This is a genomic window from Citrobacter sp. MGH105, assembly GCF_001037485.2.
In the GTDB taxonomy this organism is placed as follows: Bacteria; Pseudomonadota; Gammaproteobacteria; order Enterobacterales; family Enterobacteriaceae; genus Citrobacter; species Citrobacter portucalensis.
Genome location: NZ_CP073048.1, coordinates 64,288 through 81,315, shown reverse-complemented (window position 1 = coordinate 81,315; position 17,028 = coordinate 64,288). Strand labels below are relative to the sequence as shown.

19 protein-coding genes are annotated in these 17,028 nt (G+C 40.5%); 9 read left to right on the top strand and 10 right to left on the bottom strand.

From position 1 onward, the window contains the following. Positions 1 to 54 precede the first annotated feature (54 nt). The gene (locus SK35_RS00410; RefSeq protein WP_053071031.1) at positions 55 to 660 is read left to right on the top strand and encodes a sce7726 family protein; all 606 of its coding nucleotides are present in this window, start codon (positions 55 to 57) and stop codon (positions 658 to 660) included. Here SK35_RS00410 and SK35_RS00405 read toward each other — a convergent pair. The 9 genes from SK35_RS00405 to SK35_RS00370 form a co-directional block, all read right to left on the bottom strand. Further along, positions 657 to 1,742 (bottom strand): beta family protein, encoded by a 1,086-nt coding sequence (locus SK35_RS00405; RefSeq protein WP_048215280.1) that lies wholly within the window; start codon positions 1,740 to 1,742, stop codon positions 657 to 659. The two genes, SK35_RS00410 and SK35_RS00405, sit on opposite strands and share 4 nt — an antisense overlap. Continuing rightward, positions 1,732 to 2,277 carry an ImmA/IrrE family metallo-endopeptidase gene (locus tag SK35_RS00400; RefSeq protein WP_053071030.1) on the bottom strand — a complete coding sequence of 182 codons (546 nt, stop codon included), beginning with the start codon at positions 2,275 to 2,277 and terminating at the stop codon, positions 1,732 to 1,734. The genes SK35_RS00405 and SK35_RS00400 overlap by 11 nt, the downstream gene beginning before the upstream one ends. Continuing rightward, on the bottom strand, positions 2,264 to 2,977 hold the full coding sequence (locus SK35_RS00395; RefSeq protein ID WP_048215279.1) for a hypothetical protein: 714 nt from the start codon (positions 2,975 to 2,977) through the stop codon (positions 2,264 to 2,266). The genes SK35_RS00400 and SK35_RS00395 overlap by 14 nt, the downstream gene beginning before the upstream one ends. A gap of 350 nt (positions 2,978 to 3,327) precedes the next feature. Beyond that, positions 3,328 to 4,707, bottom strand: a complete 1,380-nt coding sequence (locus SK35_RS00390) for an FRG domain-containing protein (RefSeq protein ID WP_157920876.1) — start codon at positions 4,705 to 4,707, stop codon at positions 3,328 to 3,330. 438 nt (positions 4,708 to 5,145) lie between these two features. Further along, entirely contained in the window at positions 5,146 to 5,316 is a 171-nt protein-coding gene (locus tag SK35_RS00385; RefSeq protein WP_156174787.1) for a hypothetical protein, read from the bottom strand. Between the two features lie 68 nt (positions 5,317 to 5,384). After that, positions 5,385 to 6,968 carry a hypothetical protein gene (locus SK35_RS00380; RefSeq protein ID WP_053071028.1) on the bottom strand — a complete coding sequence of 528 codons (1,584 nt, stop codon included), beginning with the start codon at positions 6,966 to 6,968 and terminating at the stop codon, positions 5,385 to 5,387. Positions 6,969 to 7,181: 213 nt separating this feature from the next. Next, positions 7,182 to 7,304, bottom strand: a complete 123-nt coding sequence (locus SK35_RS27095) for a putative zinc ribbon protein (RefSeq protein ID WP_435896773.1) — start codon at positions 7,302 to 7,304, stop codon at positions 7,182 to 7,184. A 367-nt stretch (positions 7,305 to 7,671) separates the two neighbouring features. Then, positions 7,672 to 8,703: a YagK/YfjJ domain-containing protein gene (locus SK35_RS00375; protein WP_048215278.1), complete on the bottom strand. Its 1,032-nt coding sequence runs from the start codon at positions 8,701 to 8,703 to the stop codon at positions 7,672 to 7,674. A gap of 349 nt (positions 8,704 to 9,052) precedes the next feature. After that, on the bottom strand, positions 9,053 to 9,256 hold the full coding sequence (locus SK35_RS00370) for a helix-turn-helix transcriptional regulator (RefSeq protein ID WP_023181603.1): 204 nt from the start codon (positions 9,254 to 9,256) through the stop codon (positions 9,053 to 9,055). A gap of 369 nt (positions 9,257 to 9,625) precedes the next feature. Here SK35_RS00370 and SK35_RS00365 point away from each other — a divergent pair, with 369 nt between their 5' ends. The 8 genes from SK35_RS00365 (at position 9,626) to SK35_RS00330 (ending at position 15,245) form a co-directional block, all read left to right on the top strand. Next, entirely contained in the window at positions 9,626 to 10,780 is a 1,155-nt protein-coding gene (locus SK35_RS00365; RefSeq protein WP_244586125.1) for a hypothetical protein, read from the top strand. 402 nt (positions 10,781 to 11,182) lie between these two features. Further along, positions 11,183 to 11,617: a hypothetical protein gene (locus SK35_RS00360; RefSeq protein WP_048215276.1), complete on the top strand. Its 435-nt coding sequence runs from the start codon at positions 11,183 to 11,185 to the stop codon at positions 11,615 to 11,617. Between the two features lie 19 nt (positions 11,618 to 11,636). Further along, a complete protein-coding gene (locus SK35_RS00355) occupies positions 11,637 to 12,440 on the top strand; it encodes a hypothetical protein (RefSeq protein ID WP_048215275.1) in 804 nt (267 codons plus the stop codon). Between the two features lie 243 nt (positions 12,441 to 12,683). Beyond that, on the top strand, positions 12,684 to 13,133 hold the full coding sequence (locus SK35_RS00350; protein WP_048215274.1) for a hypothetical protein: 450 nt from the start codon (positions 12,684 to 12,686) through the stop codon (positions 13,131 to 13,133). Between the two features lie 71 nt (positions 13,134 to 13,204). Continuing rightward, complete coding sequence (locus SK35_RS00345; protein WP_048215273.1) at positions 13,205 to 14,026, top strand: DUF932 domain-containing protein; 822 nt, start codon at positions 13,205 to 13,207, stop codon at positions 14,024 to 14,026. 68 nt (positions 14,027 to 14,094) lie between these two features. Continuing rightward, a complete protein-coding gene (gene radC / locus SK35_RS00340) occupies positions 14,095 to 14,565 on the top strand; it encodes a RadC family protein (protein WP_015703840.1) in 471 nt (156 codons plus the stop codon). Positions 14,566 to 14,586: 21 nt separating this feature from the next. Further along, positions 14,587 to 14,904 (top strand): type IV toxin-antitoxin system YeeU family antitoxin, encoded by a 318-nt coding sequence (locus SK35_RS00335; RefSeq protein WP_031607426.1) that lies wholly within the window; start codon positions 14,587 to 14,589, stop codon positions 14,902 to 14,904. Between the two features lie 20 nt (positions 14,905 to 14,924). Then, positions 14,925 to 15,245: a TA system toxin CbtA family protein gene (locus SK35_RS00330; RefSeq protein WP_048215271.1), complete on the top strand. Its 321-nt coding sequence runs from the start codon at positions 14,925 to 14,927 to the stop codon at positions 15,243 to 15,245. A gap of 151 nt (positions 15,246 to 15,396) precedes the next feature. On the opposite strand, the gene SK35_RS00325 is transcribed toward SK35_RS00330, so the two are convergent. After that, positions 15,397 to 17,016: a TIGR02391 family protein gene (locus tag SK35_RS00325; protein WP_048215270.1), complete on the bottom strand. Its 1,620-nt coding sequence runs from the start codon at positions 17,014 to 17,016 to the stop codon at positions 15,397 to 15,399. Positions 17,017 to 17,028: the final 12 nt, after the last annotated feature.

Here is a 17,028-nt window from a genome sequence, read left to right as displayed (position 1 = left end):
AATCATTTACCTGTGTTTTTATACATGATAGACTTGCTAGGGAGGTGGGCATATATGAATGAACTTGATTTTAAAATACCTTTAACTGCTTATTTTGGGGAAAATAAATCTGCAGCCCTAAATTTTGAATTTCCGTTTGACTTCAATAGACGTAGATGCGATCTACTTGTTTCAACCTGCGATTCAATTATAGGAGTCGAAATAAAAAGTGATTTAGATAATCTTGATAGATTAGAGGATCAACTGAATTCGTATTATAAATGTTTCAATCAAATTTACGTTGCATGTGGTAAGAAACATTATCAGAAAATTAGACAGATGAAAGGACGATTCGGAATTATACTCATCTCTGATGGTACATTAACAATTAAGAGAAAAGCTAAAATAATAAAATCTCTAGCATTGATGCCCATTCTAGATATGTGCGATAAAATATCTTTAGAAAAGTTAAGCAATTTAAAATATCAGAATAAATCTGATTTAATCATGTCTATAATAAATAATTTTAGTAAGGAGGAAATTTATAGAATTTATCACTTATCTATTCACGAAAAGGTATCGCGAGTATATAATGCGTTTCTTTCAGAAAAAGGAGATGTAATAACCAGCGAAGATATCACTCTCCTGAGTCTGAAATCAATGAATCTAGGTGCATTTTAATTATTTTTTACAAGCTTTGCCATCCTAGAAATATGAATATTAGAACGAACAGAAATCCAATATGACGGATTGAGTCCACCTGCTTTTGTTAAACTGGCTTGTGTGATCTCATTTTTTCCCCAGCAAACTAAGGTGTCATTTTGAAAAGCATTCAATGTGACAATATTCCTCGCACATTGATCATATCCACCAACATCACGACGAACTTTTGAAAAAAAGATAGAATCTCTTGTTGGAAAATCTATTCTAGGAATCCAGTTATAAGCTTTAACATCATTCCTAAATGGGTGAATGCATGCATAATCGCCATATAAAACATTTGGCATAGCTATTTTAGCCAGTTCCAAATTAATATTTTCATATAATGAAAGATTACCATAGTAAACTTTATTTTCATATTGATTTTGAGTTTTATCTAAGTATTCAGTAATATTTCCGGGATAATGCTCAGAGCAAAATATATATTTCCCGGTATAGAATCCATTTATTTTTTGGAAAAAATAAGAAATAAACGCAACAATATATTCGAATGGTTTTTGTTCGATTTTTTCCTTAATATATGATGCATCAAAGATGATACTGTGAATGAGATATGGTTTCTGCTGAACCAATTGCAATAACGTATTAAATAAAGAGCTTAATCCTTGTTCGAAGATTGGTATACGGATAACTACATGGCGAGTATGCTTACACAAATTTTCAGCCTGAACAATCAATTCATTAATATTGGAGTCAGGATAAGCAAGCAGTACAGGCAAAACACCCGGTATTTTGCCTTTTACATACTCTATAAAAGAGCACCAGTTTTCAAAGTAATTACTATCATCATAAAAACTTTCAATTTGTTCATTAGAAAGAGAGTCAATTGTCGTTAGATCAAGAATCAATTGTTCCGATTTAATTACTTGACACAACTCGTCTATTTTCTTGTAGACGCTAGCATCCTGATTGTTTTTGCCTTTCCTCGACTTTGTAAGCTCAATGATTGGTGTCATACTCTGCCAAGTATTTTGATCAAGGTTCTTTAAAGCTCTAATTTCAGCAATAGTGGTTTTTATAATAGGGTAATATTTAATATTCATATAACTTCCTCTGTAAAGTCTCCACTCTTATTTTTGCAGCAAGGACAGAGACATCAAAGTAATCAGAAATTATTTCGGCATTAGCCCCTTTCATTTTAATAAACTCAATGAGTATCTTTTTAGGCATTAGCAAAGCTCCAGCAAAATTGTTAGCTTCGTATTCCATTGAGTCCATCTGCGAACTACGATATAAAGCCTTATCAATAAACTCTATGGCTCTATTTCTATGTAAAAAATAATGGCCAAGCTCATGAGCCAAAGTAAAACGTTGCCTTTTTTGATGATGTAAAGAATTAACTGATATAACCCATTTGCCATTGTCATTCTTTTGAAGTTGACCAGAAATATCATCAGCCATCACAACACGTCTTAACTCAATTCCAATTTTATTTATAAAATCATCTAGATCAAATGGTGTTGGTTTAACATTAAGTGTAATGGCATAATCAAGTACGTCTTGTGGATTATTTAAATCCATCATATCCACAGGCAAAAAGGCAGAGGTACTGCTTACTTTTCTTTTAAGGATTGCCATGGTTAACATCCTCTTTCTCACCAGTTACTATCTGCCCTTTTTCTTGCAAAGAATCTATCATATTCTTAAAATAGTCATCGGTATTAACCTCTGACTCATCATCAGGAGCCAACTTATTTTTTAGCTTATAAAAATCCATCTTAAGTAATTTAATTTCATGCCTGAGTTGGATAACAATATCATTATCTTCATTTTTAGTTATCCCAGATAATTGTTCGCCTTCTTCTGCAAAGATATCAGAAACTTTAGATTTTACATCGCTGTCAAAACCTTTATCATTTGCAAAAAAGTATCTAACTTTTTCAGCTATAGTGATATCAAATTTGTCATCCGCATTGATTTTTATTACCAATACAGCAAAAAATGCAGAGAACGTGCAAAAAAATATCAATATCGTTATTGTATATGAATAAAAACTACCAATTTGAGAAAGCAAATCATTGGTACTTAATATATAACCTTTACTCATCAAATGAGCTAGCGCCTTAGTTTCCTTAGCAGTCATATCCGAAACGGAATTAGCTGAAACATACCAACCAAAGGTATTAACAAATTCTTTTATCGGACTTTTAAAGAAATAAAAAAACAGGAAAGAAACAAACCCGATAAGCAAAACAAATAAGCATAATTGAAGAAACAACTTCAATACAGGTCGGAAAAAACTGTCATAAACTCCTTTTTTCTTTGTATCTTCGGACATAATAAATCCTAATCGGAACTCAGAACCCTGTGTTTAAGTTCAGTGTATCTCAAGTTGACATAGAAAGTTAATGATTTTGTTAAGTTGCCACCATAGGACCGAAGCACTTTAGTGTGCTTCGGTCTGAGGAATTTTATTTCCAACGAGCCCTATCTTCCCAGACGCTACGCAGCATTCCTGTTGTAGGTACTCTTACACTAAACCAGCCATAACTGAAAACTGCTTCTGATCGTCATCAAGCGAATCATCACCTGTCAGCACAACTTCACTTCCCTGTGCTGCAATGCCTGGCGACAAACCGCAATCACCGCGTCTTGGTTATCTCACCTGAGCAGCACAAGCGGCTTTTTTCATTTTAGCCGGTTAAGGATCTCTTCACCCTTCGTTCTGCGGGCAATTTCTCTCGCCGTCTCTTCAATACCGGGGTAGATGGTACTGGGTTTGATATTAAGCCTGCTAAGTTCCTGCAGGATCGCTTTCTTGTTGCTGATATAGATTCGGTCTACCTTAAGACCGCTGTGGCCGGTATCCGGCAGGACAGCCTCATGCCCGAAAAGCAGAAATGCACCGGACTGGGATGAAATCCTCTGGTTGGCAATTCTCCCGCGCACAAAAAGGATACGGCTCAAGTCGCCCGGACGTATTGCGTCTTCGAAGTACGGTTTTTCGGAGCGGATGAAATGAATTAGCCTCTTCATTTCCGTAGATTTTTTGTTTCGATGATCAATGGGAATGTCAGTTTCCGGAATGATTTTATTTTTATCTTCCATACTAAGCAGGGACAAGTTAGTGATGCAACTTACGGTGTCAGAGTTATAAAACTTGATGTCGTCCGCCTGGACGGTAAAAATTTTCACATCCCCTGTTTTCTCTTCCTCCGCGTTTTTATCGAGCATGTCTGCGCAGCAGAAATATAGGGCGACCAGCGGATTGGCTGTGACGTCCAGCAGGCGGGTAGGCAGGCCGTAGTGCTGCATGCGGACCAGCTTATCTATCATGAAATGGTCCTGATAAAATTCAGCCGGATGGGCCGTCAGGATCTCGTTAATCATGTTTTTTTCTTTATGCCTGTAGAGAGGCACGGCCTCCTCTTCACGAAAGAGGGAAGGTTCCAGCTTGTACTTATAGTCGCTGTGTCCGCGGTAAAAGACTTCCTGCCCTTCCTGAGCCTTAAATTCATTTATTTTCTGCAGGAATGCCTCTACCGACGTCACGCTCTGCTCGCGTTCATACAATCCTGGCGGCGGCGGCGGCGGAACGTTGGCAAGCGGGGGGACCGGAAGTCTTAACCCAAAAGCATTCATGACTTCAGGAAGGCTGACTTCCTTGATGGCCCAGTGGGTCCTCGACGTTTCAAACAGGTGAAAAAAGAACCGATCGCCCAGCACTCTGAAGTTATCTACAGTCACTTTCTCGTAGTCATAATCGATGCGGACTGCATACTCTAAATTTTTCCCGTTGACTGTTACACTCTCAAGCATACCCACCCGGATATTGGATACCAGGCGCGACCGTCCCTCAAGGTTCTGTTCATTCACGAACTCAGTCATCAGCAGGCAGGGTATGAGCTTAAGTTTATCGAGGACCGTTTTATTCACTTCTCTGTAGATGATCGAGAGTCTGTCATTCGTGTATTCCAGATAACGACTCAGGGGCATCGAGCTTTTGGCAATCTGGCCCACGGGAACGTTCCAGTCTTCATCACTCACTTTCATTATCAGATTTATCACGGGCTTCCCTTCATGTTCATCATTGAGCATATGGTGAGATAACTTTATTCCTGTAAGAGCTTTAAATAAACAGGAAATCCCTGCTGGTAATGGACCGTAAGCCTAACGCCAGGACATCTTCGTATAGTTACGGTGCCCTGTAACCTCATTATTCAGCTGAGCTTCACTGATAAGGGATGCATAAGGTCTCCAGTGTATAGAGTTTCCTTGACGCTCCTTGAACATTCTGTCAGGCACTCCGCTTTTTTCCCAGTCACTGAGCCGCGTCCGAACCTGACTACTGGACGCCGCATCTGCCAGCATTCTGATAACAGCTGCGAATGATCGGTTAAGTGGAATAATGCCGTCCAAGAAATGATTATCAGCAACGGTACGGGTGCCATGAAACCATAATGCTGAAATCGCTTCGTCAGGCTCGGTAAGATTGTTGATGGTGTATTAAAACAGAAGCTGATTAGCTGTTTTCGGAATATACGGGTCCGCTGTAAAGACCTTTTCAAGATCAATATCAAGCAGTACAATTTCTAGTTCAGGAACCGTGCAACCAAAACCTTTACTGCTGGCAATAAGTGTGTTATCCCGTCCTGAGCAGTTGAGCACAAACCCCATAGAAATCTCCTTTTAGAAATATGCGTATTATTTAATAAATTTAGAAAGATCAACTTAATAATAAAATCTCATTTTTCTTCATCTTCGAAGTATGATTGCGGCCCTCCTGCCAGACGGTAACTTTCCCTGAGGTCATCCAATTTTTTTTCTTTATAGAAAGGTTCTGCGAAATGTTTTTCATAAACGTTAATCAGGTTTTTATTTCTGGTCGCATGGAATCTTTTTTTTACATCATGAGCTTCCAGCACGTGTATTTTATAGCGTTTCCTGACTGAGTTGTTATCACGAAATTTTTCAAGCGATAATTGGCTGTCTAAGCCCAGCTTCCCCGTGGTCCAGAATTCGACATGAATGTCGGCTTCTGGCTTCTCTTTTTTGGCGGCATCGTAAAATACAGGTACCTGATCTCCTATCCAGTGTTTAACATCTTCATGTTTGACAAAGGAATAGGGTTTGTAGCCTTTGCATTCAATAAACCTTACCTCCTGATATCCCTTAGCGATGAACACATCACTTTCAGCTTTTTTACCGTCAGCAGAACGGAAAACTTTTCCTATCTCAACGGCTCCTTCATGTTTCATCACTTCAGCAACAAGATATTCGAAGAGCGCCCCCTGCAGCTGCGCCGCGGCACCTTTAACATTCGTTAGCGCAACCATAATAGAATCAATTTTTTCTAGGTTAGAGCTGGCATTTGTGAAGTAATAGAACAGAAAATCGTTCAGCTCGCGCAGTGACTTTGCAAACTCTTCACCGAACAGATTTTCTGGTGTAGCGGGGATAACGCCTTCCTTCTTCAGAGCATGAAAAGCATCTTTATCGAACTGACTGGCGGCCAGCATAAAAAGACTTTTACCTACGTTTCTTATGCTCCTTAGCGATTTACATTTAGCTATGAAGGGCTGTACCTGGGCCAGAGTGACTTTGGTCCCCAGCAGAACGTCACACGCAAAAAAACCCGGCTTGTTTACATCGCTTCCTGGCGTAACAAAAGGAGACAAATAGCTGGGACCTGTTAAATCGAACAGATAGTTTGAAATAGCAGGTGGCTTCCCTTCTTCATCCAGCCTCGTCCTTGCCAGGTTATAGCTGATCAGATTGAGGTTCTGACTCCACTGAACCATCGTCGCGATAAAAATGCTCTCTGTCACCAGACGCGCGTGTATCTGTCTCGATACGGAATCGTACCGCCTTTCATCTTTTTCTCTGAGAGCGATGCATTCTCCAATTTCAGGCAGGATAATTTCAGTGCATAAACCGATTTTCACCAGCCTTTGCCATACTACAGTGAACGAAATTTTTTTCTTCATGGCTACAGGTGAACCACTTGCAGCACCAAAATCACGTTTAGGAATGATCCCGCCTCTGGCCAGAAGGGCGCTCAATGCAAGGCCCAATGCTGAACCACTCTCTATCAGCTTATCGGTCAGTACCTGCCAGAACTCATCGCTACCATAGGAGTCCCTGATATATACAAACTGCTCCCTCTTTGGGAATACGTTTTTAATGCTGTTTATCTCACCGGCTAAGACAGCCCGTGAGATAACCTTCCTCGCATTTTCAGCAGAGATGTTTTTGCTTTGAATCAGCAGATCCGCCAGCGTTGAACTCAGGCAGGGACCTTCGCGCTTCAAAAGAGAGATGAGTGTCATAGTTTCCTTGTCACACTGCGCTATTAATAATTACAAACATAACATTCTTGGCTCTCTTTTAAAAAAGACACTCAATCATTTTATTTAATATCAATGATTTATTTATGAAATTTCACCTTGCAGTCATTAATTTGTCGCGATTGATAATTTTTAGTTTTTTATTCTGATCACATTCAGAGCGTATATCTGGCACAAAGCAGTCGATACAGCCTCTTACGCATCAGTTGCATAAATCCAGTCAGCACATTGAGGACATCTCTTCTCCCCATGCCAGTAGACATGGCACCAGCAGCATCGCCATTGCCGTATCGTCGTGTTAGTAGGTCGAAGGCGCATTTCTCAAGGTGGGATAGTTTTTGGCGAGGTTTGTTCTGGTACTGTTTGGAGCTTGTTAAATCGACATGTTTTAAGCCGAGCGACATTGTTGATATGCCCCGGTAGGTGAACAAACGTTCTTGTAGATGTCAGAGGATCAAACTGAACACCGATCTGCAGTTTGCAGTAAATACAATGCAATGAATCAAAATCAACCTGTTGAACAGATTCTGGTGTAACCCATTCACCATCTACGGTGACGGCGTGCATTGCTAAGACGAAGTAATTCATCATGAACTCCGGTACAAATGAAAAAAGCCAGCATGGTTAGCTGGCTTTGTGGATAGTAGGGGGAAGGAAGCGTTACGCCTTTTACAACGGGTTAGATTTACCGGCCTCTTTTTATTCTCTTCCTTTTCTGCAGTGAGCGTACTTCCCCACGACCAAAGGTTCTGGCATTTCCAGGAAGAACCAGTCGGGCACAGGCATCGACTTTGGTGATGTAGCTCAACGCCTGAAGTAACCCTTTATCCTTACTGTTGTCACCACGCACCAGTTTGCCGAGGCAGCAGTCCTCATAACGCTCTTTGTAAGCGTTGCAGTTGTAGAAGATGCCTTTACCTCTAGTGATGGTGTCTTTCCAGTATTTCCCGAAAGCATGAGCGATCACGCCATCCTGCTGTGCCTTATTGCCATTTAAGATAAACAGCATGTGGTAATGAAACTTACGTTGTGGGCCGTATTCCAGTTTCCACACTGTCCCGAGAACATGGCGAAATAATGGATTCTTTTGCATATTGCGAAACAACTGCTGACGGTGCTTACGGGCGTCATCAGCAGTGATGTCAGCCTTATGCTCATTCGCCCATGATAAATCTATCCGCAACACAAGTAGTCGGGAATGACGCTCCTGCAGATGTCTGATGTAATTCAACACTCCTTTCAGGTTCTTCAACGAAGTCCGCTGGTACTTTCTGCATGTCTGTTTAAACCCTGCCTGACTGACGGCATGCCGGTAGTCCTGCACCAGCTTATTCAGCAGTTCTGCTGTGGTAACGGTATCTGCCCCTACTATTTTCCCGTTATGGACACGCGCATATAAATCAGCGCGAGTAAATAAACGCTGAAATGTAGCTATACGTGGATTAGCTATTCGTACTTTCATCGCATCTTGCGGTAACATATTGAGATGACGGATAGCATCAAGAATGGTGGCTGACTCTGCACTCTCTTTGTATCCTGAGCGGTTATACAGAATAGTGAAAGGTAACTTACGTCCTCTGCTGACAGTTTTAAGGCAGATATCCAACTGCTCTAATTTGAATCGGAACTCATTGTCATCAGTGATGATGATGTGGGGAGTATTATTCTCAATATGATATTCAGCATGAGATAACAGGAATGATTCGGATAAGTCCATAATGTGTTTCCCTGAAGCCAATCAGTAATGGCTGACTGGCAATGTATTCGTGTTGTTATTGGATGAGTGTATTTGTCTTATATTCAGTATGAATAGTGGTATCAGAGATATTGTCTTTGTGATAACAAAGTGTAAGTGTGTGAAGCTATAATGAGTGTGATATAACGTGTTTATATGAAGTGATATTGAATGGTGATTGAGTGCATTAAAAAATAATTGATAAAGCATTAAATAAAATAATAAATAAACCGTCTTTATAAATCACATGAAACCCATGTACAACAAGGAGCTGAAGTATAAAAACATGGTGAAAAGTTAGTGACCTTTTTATCACTATCTTTAATTGTCTTTATGCTCTCGAGTCATTAATGCGAGCTTCTAACCATTCTTTTACTTCACGTTCAATCCAGCGGGAACTACGGCCAAACTTTACAGGTTTTGGAAACTTACCTTCCTGTGCAAGCTTATAAAACCATTTATCAGATAACCCAGTCAGTTCAGTAATGAACTGCATGCTGACGAACTTATCGTTATGAATATCAATGGTGTTCATGAGAGGACTCCGGGAATGTAACAGGAGGACACCGGGCGGCATCCTTTCATGTCATAGGTCGTATATGTACGCCTTTACTATCCATCCACTCAGTGCTTTGTTAAGGCTTTAAGTCTCTATATAAAGCACGCCCTGACAACCTCCGGGATTCCTCTGCTGGCGGGTTTGCATAGCATGTGGTTTTTTGCTTATGATTCCACTTCAATGAAAGTGTCATTTTTCATGTGAAAAATGCCTTATAACAAGCTCTACGTGAGGTTTTACACCTACGTTTTACACTATGTTTTCAACTATGAACATTGCTATGATTTTCACTGTGAAGTATCCTTTTAAGATCATTTAAAGTTGAATGTAAAAGGATAGCTAATCTTGAATGGAAAAATGTGGATAGATATAAAAACAAAACGTGATGTAAGATTGTTTTTATGGATGGTAGGAAACGATGTTGCTATTGAAAATTACCGGCAAACAAAGGAAATTAAAACATACCACCTGAATCACATATATGGTGAAGACTACAATTTAGCAACACTGGCAATAAACGAAGCTTTTCGGATTCTTTATAAGCATTCGGACGAGTTAATCTCATACGCCTATAGATTTAAAAAAGCGAAAGAAGCATTATTACCAATAAAAGAGTTTGGTTGGTTTAAACGTAACAATGATGCCTGTTATTTTGCATGGGCATATATCAGGGTTTTTAGTAAAAAAAATAGTTCTTTGGCAAACTTTGGTGGAAATGACTCATTTTCTATTTATACCAGAACACCTTATCATCGCTTTATTAGAATTGAACATCCAGTAAGTCACCGTGAGCGCATTGAGTGTATAGAGGATTTTTTTGATAGATCACGAATGGATCTTTCATCTAAGTTATCCATTATGTTAAGTATAAGGGATGCGTGGGATAGACATTCTCAGTTAGCAGATATATTGCCGTTGAAGAAGAATGACAAGGGAAAAATAAACTGGGCATGGGACTATATCTGCAAAGATAAAATAAATTATATCAATGGCTCGATAAAAAGAGCACAAGAAAAATTAATTGAAAAGAGTAAGACTGACGAGACAGGCCAGATTTCACAAGCAGTTCTTGATGAAATATATAAATCGAGCATTGAAGGATATATTCATCAACCTCATTTCCTCAGTCTCTTTAGACCATCAACAACGACTGAGAAATATCTGGCGCTACGTTGCATTTACATTTCCATGTACTATTATGATAAAAACTTTATACCCAGATTTAAAAAAGCCTGGGAATTAACATCCTTTCGTAAAGCAAAAAAGAAAAGTAAGAACAAAACCTTAAAGTTAACGAAAAGAGAACTTGACGGCAATGACACTCCATCCGATTCTACTGATAATACGGAAAAAGAAATAGCTAAAACTGATAAAGAGCTCATGAGAGAGAAAGCACATGAGATAATGAAGAACATCAAAACCAGAAACTCGGAACTATCGTCAGAAAAGGGTAGCGATACTCCTCCAGATTTAAGTAGAAATGGTTGGCCTTTTATTTGACTAAAAGTAAAGTGGTGAATATTTTATTTTCATTTCTGATTAATTTATTTTATTAATATATTGGTTTGATATTCACCACTAACTTTGGCCACAAAGGATTAGAAAATTAAACTCCAGATTTTTTCAATTCTATATCATCAGAATGAATCAATACGTCATATCTCTACCGAAGTTGTTCTAACTCACCGATCTGTCACGCCGATCGATATCCGCAATTTTAATAGTTACCAGCTATCAATATTTAATGATTGATGGTTTTTTTCATAGATATTAACGATCAATTTCTGGAAACCGATCTGTATTAACGATTATCCCACCCTCTCACAAATGCATACGATCAGATGGCCTTTTGTACAACTGAAGGCCATTTTTCTTTTATAAAACACTCGGTAAGGAACAACTATGTTGAAGACTACCTCTACTTTGCTTTTCAGCGCAGCTTTATTCAGTACCACTGCACACGCCGTTATCCAAGACCAGCAATGGGGGAACTGGTTCGGTAACATCAGTGCGATGGAGTTTGAAATCAATACCCAAAACAACTCAGGTGAAGTGCTCACACTAACCTGTACAAGCGGAAAGTTAGCTGTTGCTTATAGCGTTCCCGCAGAAGACTATCGCGTTTCTTCCCTGACGGGACTTGCAGAACCGGGGATGAGTATTAACGGCACAAACTATTCTCTGGATGAAACAGCTTTTACTGCACTCAAATCTGCGGGAGATAAAGGAGTAATAAAAATAACCTCAATGAATGCCGCTATCTCTAAAAAATTCAGTGCTAAAGGGCTGAATGAAGCGCTGGCCGATATCTCATGGCAAGACTGTATTAATCACTAATTAATCAAAGGGAAATATAATGCATAAATTAATTGCTTTATCGCTCAGTTCAGTCGCTCTGCTTATTCCATCTATATCTTCTGCATTGACAGTTCACGGAGATATACATCCCGAGCGTTATACCTTTTTCCTGACCCAGGAAGGCAGTAGCCAACTAAAACAGGCGAATGATCGACTAGCCAAGAATCCACAGGCCTACACGCTTGACGTGAACCATACAGGCATTCAGCCCTTTGATGCAGTCCGGTGGGATGGTAAGCCTGTAAAGGCCGTAACCTGTGTGCTGGTAGACGGCATTATGATGGGGAAAAAAGCTACCTGGTCACAATGCAAAGATGAAAGTGGTGCGGAATATTTCGGTAATGCCGGATGGCCTGTTCGTGATTACGTCGCAAAAGCCTGTGAAGTCGGAAAATCAGATTGTCCTGTTTACCTTGTGCTTCAGACAGATCCTCCAACAATGCGCAGCGATATGGCTAATTTCGTTCCTGCCCCTAAAAACTTTAATGCTTCTGCAAACCTGACGGATGAAATTAAAAACGACGGATGTCAGATGGCTAACAATTCCTTTGAATATGCGAAAAGCAGTATTCGTTGTTCTGCAATCAATACCGTGCGTTTTATTCGCAAACAAAATACCGAAGCCAAATATGAGGCTGATCTCACCACAACTTCAGGCGAAAACCTGACAATGACTGTCGGGTACACCTATGGGAATGCATCCAGCAAAGAACCAGGCTGGCGTACCATTTCTGTCAAAGAGGGGGGCATTATTACTGATATCCGCAAACAGGGCCAATGGCTCCCTAATGGCTACAAGTAGAGGTGTTTTCCGTGCATAGTCAAAGTGAAGTGGTTACGAACATGCCGGTTAATGAGCCCCTATGGCCCGATTGTACGTGGCAACTTGTCCTGTGCGTAGCGGGGATTACGTTGATGCGAAGCCATTCGGTCACGGTCAAGGCTCTGGGTGCAGGTTTGACCACCTTTAGCCTGATAAAAGCGATAAAAAAACTCGCCGTACTTGCCTGATGGCAAGACGCGGAGGCCACAGGATAAAAATACGATGTCTGAAAATAGCACAGGAAAACTTCGCAGCCTTACAGAAAAGCTGAATTTCCCACGCAGGAAAGCATCTGCCGAAAACCAGGATATATCTTCTGAACGTTTACCGGAAAGCACGGCTAAACCTCCGGTAAGTGGCGCTGACAAATACAGATTGTTACTGGAAAATATTGTCATCAATGGCTTGCTGAATATTGCCGAGGATAAACTTAGTGATGATGCTTTTGTTGAAGTTGTTTTCAGCAAAGCATATGAGCTTTTGCCTGCCCCGGTCAGGATCGTCCTGAAGCGGGAATGGTGCCTGAGTTACCTTCAGTCGCAAAAAGCGCCGATTCTGGTGAAACTGCAACTTTACCGCGCAGGAAAGCTTAGTTCTGCCGAACTATCTGCATTGCCGTTACCAGATTCAGAAAAGGCAACATCGCAGATACAACCTTCGATTTTGCCTTAATAATCCTGCCTTTCAATCCAGGCCATCCTTCGGGGTGGCCTTTTTTATGCCGATTTTTCACAGGAGTTTTTATGACCCGTTTAGCCAGTCGCTTTGGTGCGGTGAATCTTGTTCGCCGCGACCGCCCGCTAACCCGTGACGAACTGGCGCACTATGTGCCGAGTGTCTTCAGCGAAGACAAACATGAATCCCGCAGTGAGCGTTACACATACATCCCTACTATTACCCTCCTCGATAACCTTCAACGCGAGGGTTTTCAACCGTTCTTTGCCTGCCAGACCCGAGTGCGAGATCTGAGTAAGCGAGAGCACACCAAACATATGCTGCGCCTGCGTCGCGAAGGGCAAATTACCGGCAAACAGGTGCCAGAAATTATTCTGCTTAATAGCCACGACGGTTCAAGCTCATACCAGATGCTACCAGGTTTATTTAGATCGGTTTGCCAAAATGGACTGATTTGCGGTGAAAGTTTTGGGGAAGTGCGTGTGCCGCATAAAGGCAACGTAGTGGAGAAAGTCATTGAAGGGGCTTACGAAATACTGGGGATTTTTGACCGAGTAGAAGAGAAGCGCGATGCCATGCAGTCGCTTATGTTACCGCCACCTGCTCAGCACGCCATTGCGAAAGCGGCATTAACCTATCGTTTTGGTGAAGAGCATCAACCAGTGACGGAATCACAGATACTTTCCCCGCGCCGATGGCAGGATGAAAGTAACGATCTTTGGACTACCTACCAACGCATTCAGGAAAACCTGATTAAAGGTGGGCTATCGGGACGAACCATCAAAGGTAAACGCGCTCATACACGCGCAGTGAAAGGTATCGACGGTGATGTGAAGCTCAATCGAGCACTGTGGGTTATGGCTGAGAATATGCTGCAATTTGCTTCATGAACTCTATCACGAAGGCTCTTTTGCCCCTACGACTAAACTGGTAGGGCTTTTTGCTTTAAGGAACAATTATGTCTGCGCCCAATTTATTCCCGGAATTTCCTGTAAACGAGCAACGTGTTATACAACGCGCACTGCGATTGCTGGAGAAGTATCAGCGTCAACCCAGTGAATCATTTACTAGCACCAGCGTTACTAAAGCCTGGCTTCAACTCAGGATGGCACACCTTGAGCGTGAAGCTTTCATCGTGATGTATCTCGACAATCAGCACTGTTTGCTGGAACGCGAAACACTGTTTACCGGCACACTGAGCCATACCGAAGTACATCCCCGCGAAGTGGTGAAATCGGCACTGAAGCATAATGCTGCTGCGGTAATTCTGGCGCACAACCATCCATCTGGTACGACAGAAATCAGCCAGCAAGATAAACATATTACTCAGCGTATCGTGAAAGCGTTGGCGCTGGTGGAAGTGCGCGTACTCGATCATCTCGTAGTCGGGAATGAGACAATTTCATTTGCTGAGCTGGGATTACTTTAAAAGGAGGTTCTCATGTCATTAATATCAGCCCATGAATGGGGACTACAAAGAGAAATTGTTCCACGGTTTGGTGCCAGATTAGTTCAGGAAGGCAACCGGCTGCATTATCTGGCTGACAGGGCTAATTTGATGGGCATTTTCAGCGATACGGAATGCTTCAAATTGGATGACGCATTTCCACACTTTATCAGTCAGATGGAATCGATGCTGACTACTGGTGAACTGATCCCCTGTCACCATCACTGTGTCACTCTCTACCACAACGATTTTACCTGCGAAGCCGACACCCTTGGCAGTTGCGGCTACGTGTACATCGCGGTTTATCCCACTCAACGCTAACTAATTTCCTGAGATCAAAAATGAAAACTCAACCTGCAACAACTCCGCAGGCGGCGAAGCCATGTCTGTCGCCCCTGGCTGTCTGGCAAATGTTACTGACAAGCCTGCTAGACCAGCACTATGGTTTCACGCTAAACGACACGCCATTCAGTGATGAAACTGTTATTCAGAAACACATTGAGGCAGGTATTACCTTGGCCGATGCCGTAAACTTTCTGGTTGAACGCTATGAGCTAGTTCGTATTGACCAAAAAGGCTTCTCTGTGCAAGATCAAGAACCTTGGTTAACTTCTATGGATGTCCACCGAGAACGATTTAAACTCAACGTGGAACGTTTATAATTTAACCAGTTAACTGACAAGGAAAAACATGTGGGGGCATAATTGGGGGCACACTTAAAAATCGCATAGAAAAATAATCAATAAATTCAAGGTGATTACTTATCAAATGCGACTCCTGTGATCTCCGCCAAAATTCTTATTACAATTATCTTTATTTTTCAGTATCAACTCTCGTAATTTCAGCCCCATCGATCCTCTCTAAAAGATAGGAAATCAAACCTAAAATATTTAAGCAATCTAATTCTGAAAATTGATCTGGTACTAATTTATCTGCCGGCATATGTGAGGCAGGATTTCTAAAAGCAGCCATAACCCCGCTAGAAAGAAAGTGCTGACCTTCTTGCATACTTTTTCCCGTATCAGTAGATAAATTACTAACTTTGATTGCGGGAGAATTACCAGGAAATATTCTATCTGTTAGTTTTCTTCCATCTAAATCACAGCCAGTTAGTTCTCTAATAATCTCACAATAGATTTTTGTTCCTTGATCCGCTGCTAACCCATACTGTTTATTAATATAATATTGTTGAATTCTATCTTTAACTTTTCCATTCAGATGGCGCCAATGAAGCATTGGATACTCAGGGATAATATTATGCAATGCATTTATTACTGGAGAATATGTTTCTAATGCATCTTCTTTACCAAGAAAATCTATTATTTTAGAAGTTTGCTCACGCATATTTTTTGGCATGGTATTCATCCAGTGATTAGTATCAATACCTGTAACCTTTTTTATTTCATCATCTTTTTTTTCCTTCCTCTTATTACGCCACTCATTGTTAACCCTACTAATTAATGTTGAAAGAAAATCTCTTAACTTTGCCATTTCATCATTATCCCAATCAACAGATTGTCTGTTTGTTGAGATAACGTCATCATCTAACTCATCGATAAAATCTACAGCAAACCATCCTGTCAAATACTGAAAAAAGTGGCTTGATGTACTATTTGAAAAAAACTCAGGGTTATTTACCAATTTTCCTCTAGAGAATAATGAAACTCCACGAAGACCGGAGTTAGGCCTTATTGGTGTTTCAGATGTATATAACTTTCCTGATATTTTGTTTTTATACTCTGACTCTTCTGGAAGGATATCCTCAACATCCCAAACAAACTGTTGATTAAATTCACTATATCTTCTATAGTTATCAACTATTATCAAATCACCATTTTGTTTTTTTAATGATATCTTGAAACTATTATCAACAATAAATATTTTTGAAAGACTATCAGCAAGGGATTCAACATCAAAAGGCGATTGACGTTTTAATTCTGATAATTTTATTTTTGTACCGTTAGGCAGTTTAGTCGCCTCATTGTTGATCTGTATAATAGGTTTATATTCCCCACTTGCATTTAATAAATCATCCCAGTTTAATACAAAACGATTTCTTAAACCATTCCTGATGGTATCAATGGTGATTTCTTTTGCAAGTCCAAATAAAGCTAACTTTCCGAGTCCTTTCTTTCCTGTGGCAAATCGACCAAACCGAGGAGTAGGTTTATCTCCATCATCCTTACGCCGATTCCTGCCAATAACTAAGAATCGGTTCTGAATATCATTTGAATCCATACCGATACCATCGTCTTTGACACTAATGAATTTCTTTGAGCCTATTTCTAAAAATTCTAGCGTAACATTTTCTGCATCAGCATCATAAGCATTCGAAATTAACTCAGCAAGAGCAGGAGGTAAGGTCGAATACATTTTAACACCTAAATGCTCAATTGTTTTAGGATCAAAGGTCATTCTAAAATTCTGTATCATGAAACAATCCTT

Coding starts and splice junctions, on each gene's coding strand:
- SK35_RS00330 (WP_048215271.1), top strand. CDS start 14,925: ATGAAAACTCAACCTGCAACAACTCCGCAGGCGGCGAAGCCATGTCTG.
- SK35_RS00350 (WP_048215274.1), top strand. CDS start 12,684: ATGTCTGAAAATAGCACAGGAAAACTTCGCAGCCTTACAGAAAAGCTG.
- SK35_RS27095 (WP_435896773.1), bottom strand. CDS start 7,304: ATGCGCCTTCGACCTACTAACACGACGATACGGCAATGGCGATGCTGC.
- SK35_RS00380 (WP_053071028.1), bottom strand. CDS start 6,968: ATGACACTCATCTCTCTTTTGAAGCGCGAAGGTCCCTGCCTGAGTTCA.
- SK35_RS00405 (WP_048215280.1), bottom strand. CDS start 1,742: ATGAATATTAAATATTACCCTATTATAAAAACCACTATTGCTGAAATT.
- SK35_RS00410 (WP_053071031.1), top strand. CDS start 55: ATGAATGAACTTGATTTTAAAATACCTTTAACTGCTTATTTTGGGGAA.
- SK35_RS00395 (WP_048215279.1), bottom strand. CDS start 2,977: ATGTCCGAAGATACAAAGAAAAAAGGAGTTTATGACAGTTTTTTCCGA.
- SK35_RS00375 (WP_048215278.1), bottom strand. CDS start 8,703: ATGGACTTATCCGAATCATTCCTGTTATCTCATGCTGAATATCATATT.
- SK35_RS00400 (WP_053071030.1), bottom strand. CDS start 2,277: ATGGCAATCCTTAAAAGAAAAGTAAGCAGTACCTCTGCCTTTTTGCCT.
- SK35_RS00325 (WP_048215270.1), bottom strand. CDS start 17,016: ATGATACAGAATTTTAGAATGACCTTTGATCCTAAAACAATTGAGCAT.
- SK35_RS00360 (WP_048215276.1), top strand. CDS start 11,183: ATGTTGAAGACTACCTCTACTTTGCTTTTCAGCGCAGCTTTATTCAGT.
- SK35_RS00385 (WP_156174787.1), bottom strand. CDS start 5,316: ATGGGGTTTGTGCTCAACTGCTCAGGACGGGATAACACACTTATTGCC.
- SK35_RS00345 (WP_048215273.1), top strand. CDS start 13,205: ATGACCCGTTTAGCCAGTCGCTTTGGTGCGGTGAATCTTGTTCGCCGC.
- radC (WP_015703840.1), top strand. CDS start 14,095: ATGTCTGCGCCCAATTTATTCCCGGAATTTCCTGTAAACGAGCAACGT.
- SK35_RS00370 (WP_023181603.1), bottom strand. CDS start 9,256: ATGAACACCATTGATATTCATAACGATAAGTTCGTCAGCATGCAGTTC.
- SK35_RS00355 (WP_048215275.1), top strand. CDS start 11,637: ATGCATAAATTAATTGCTTTATCGCTCAGTTCAGTCGCTCTGCTTATT.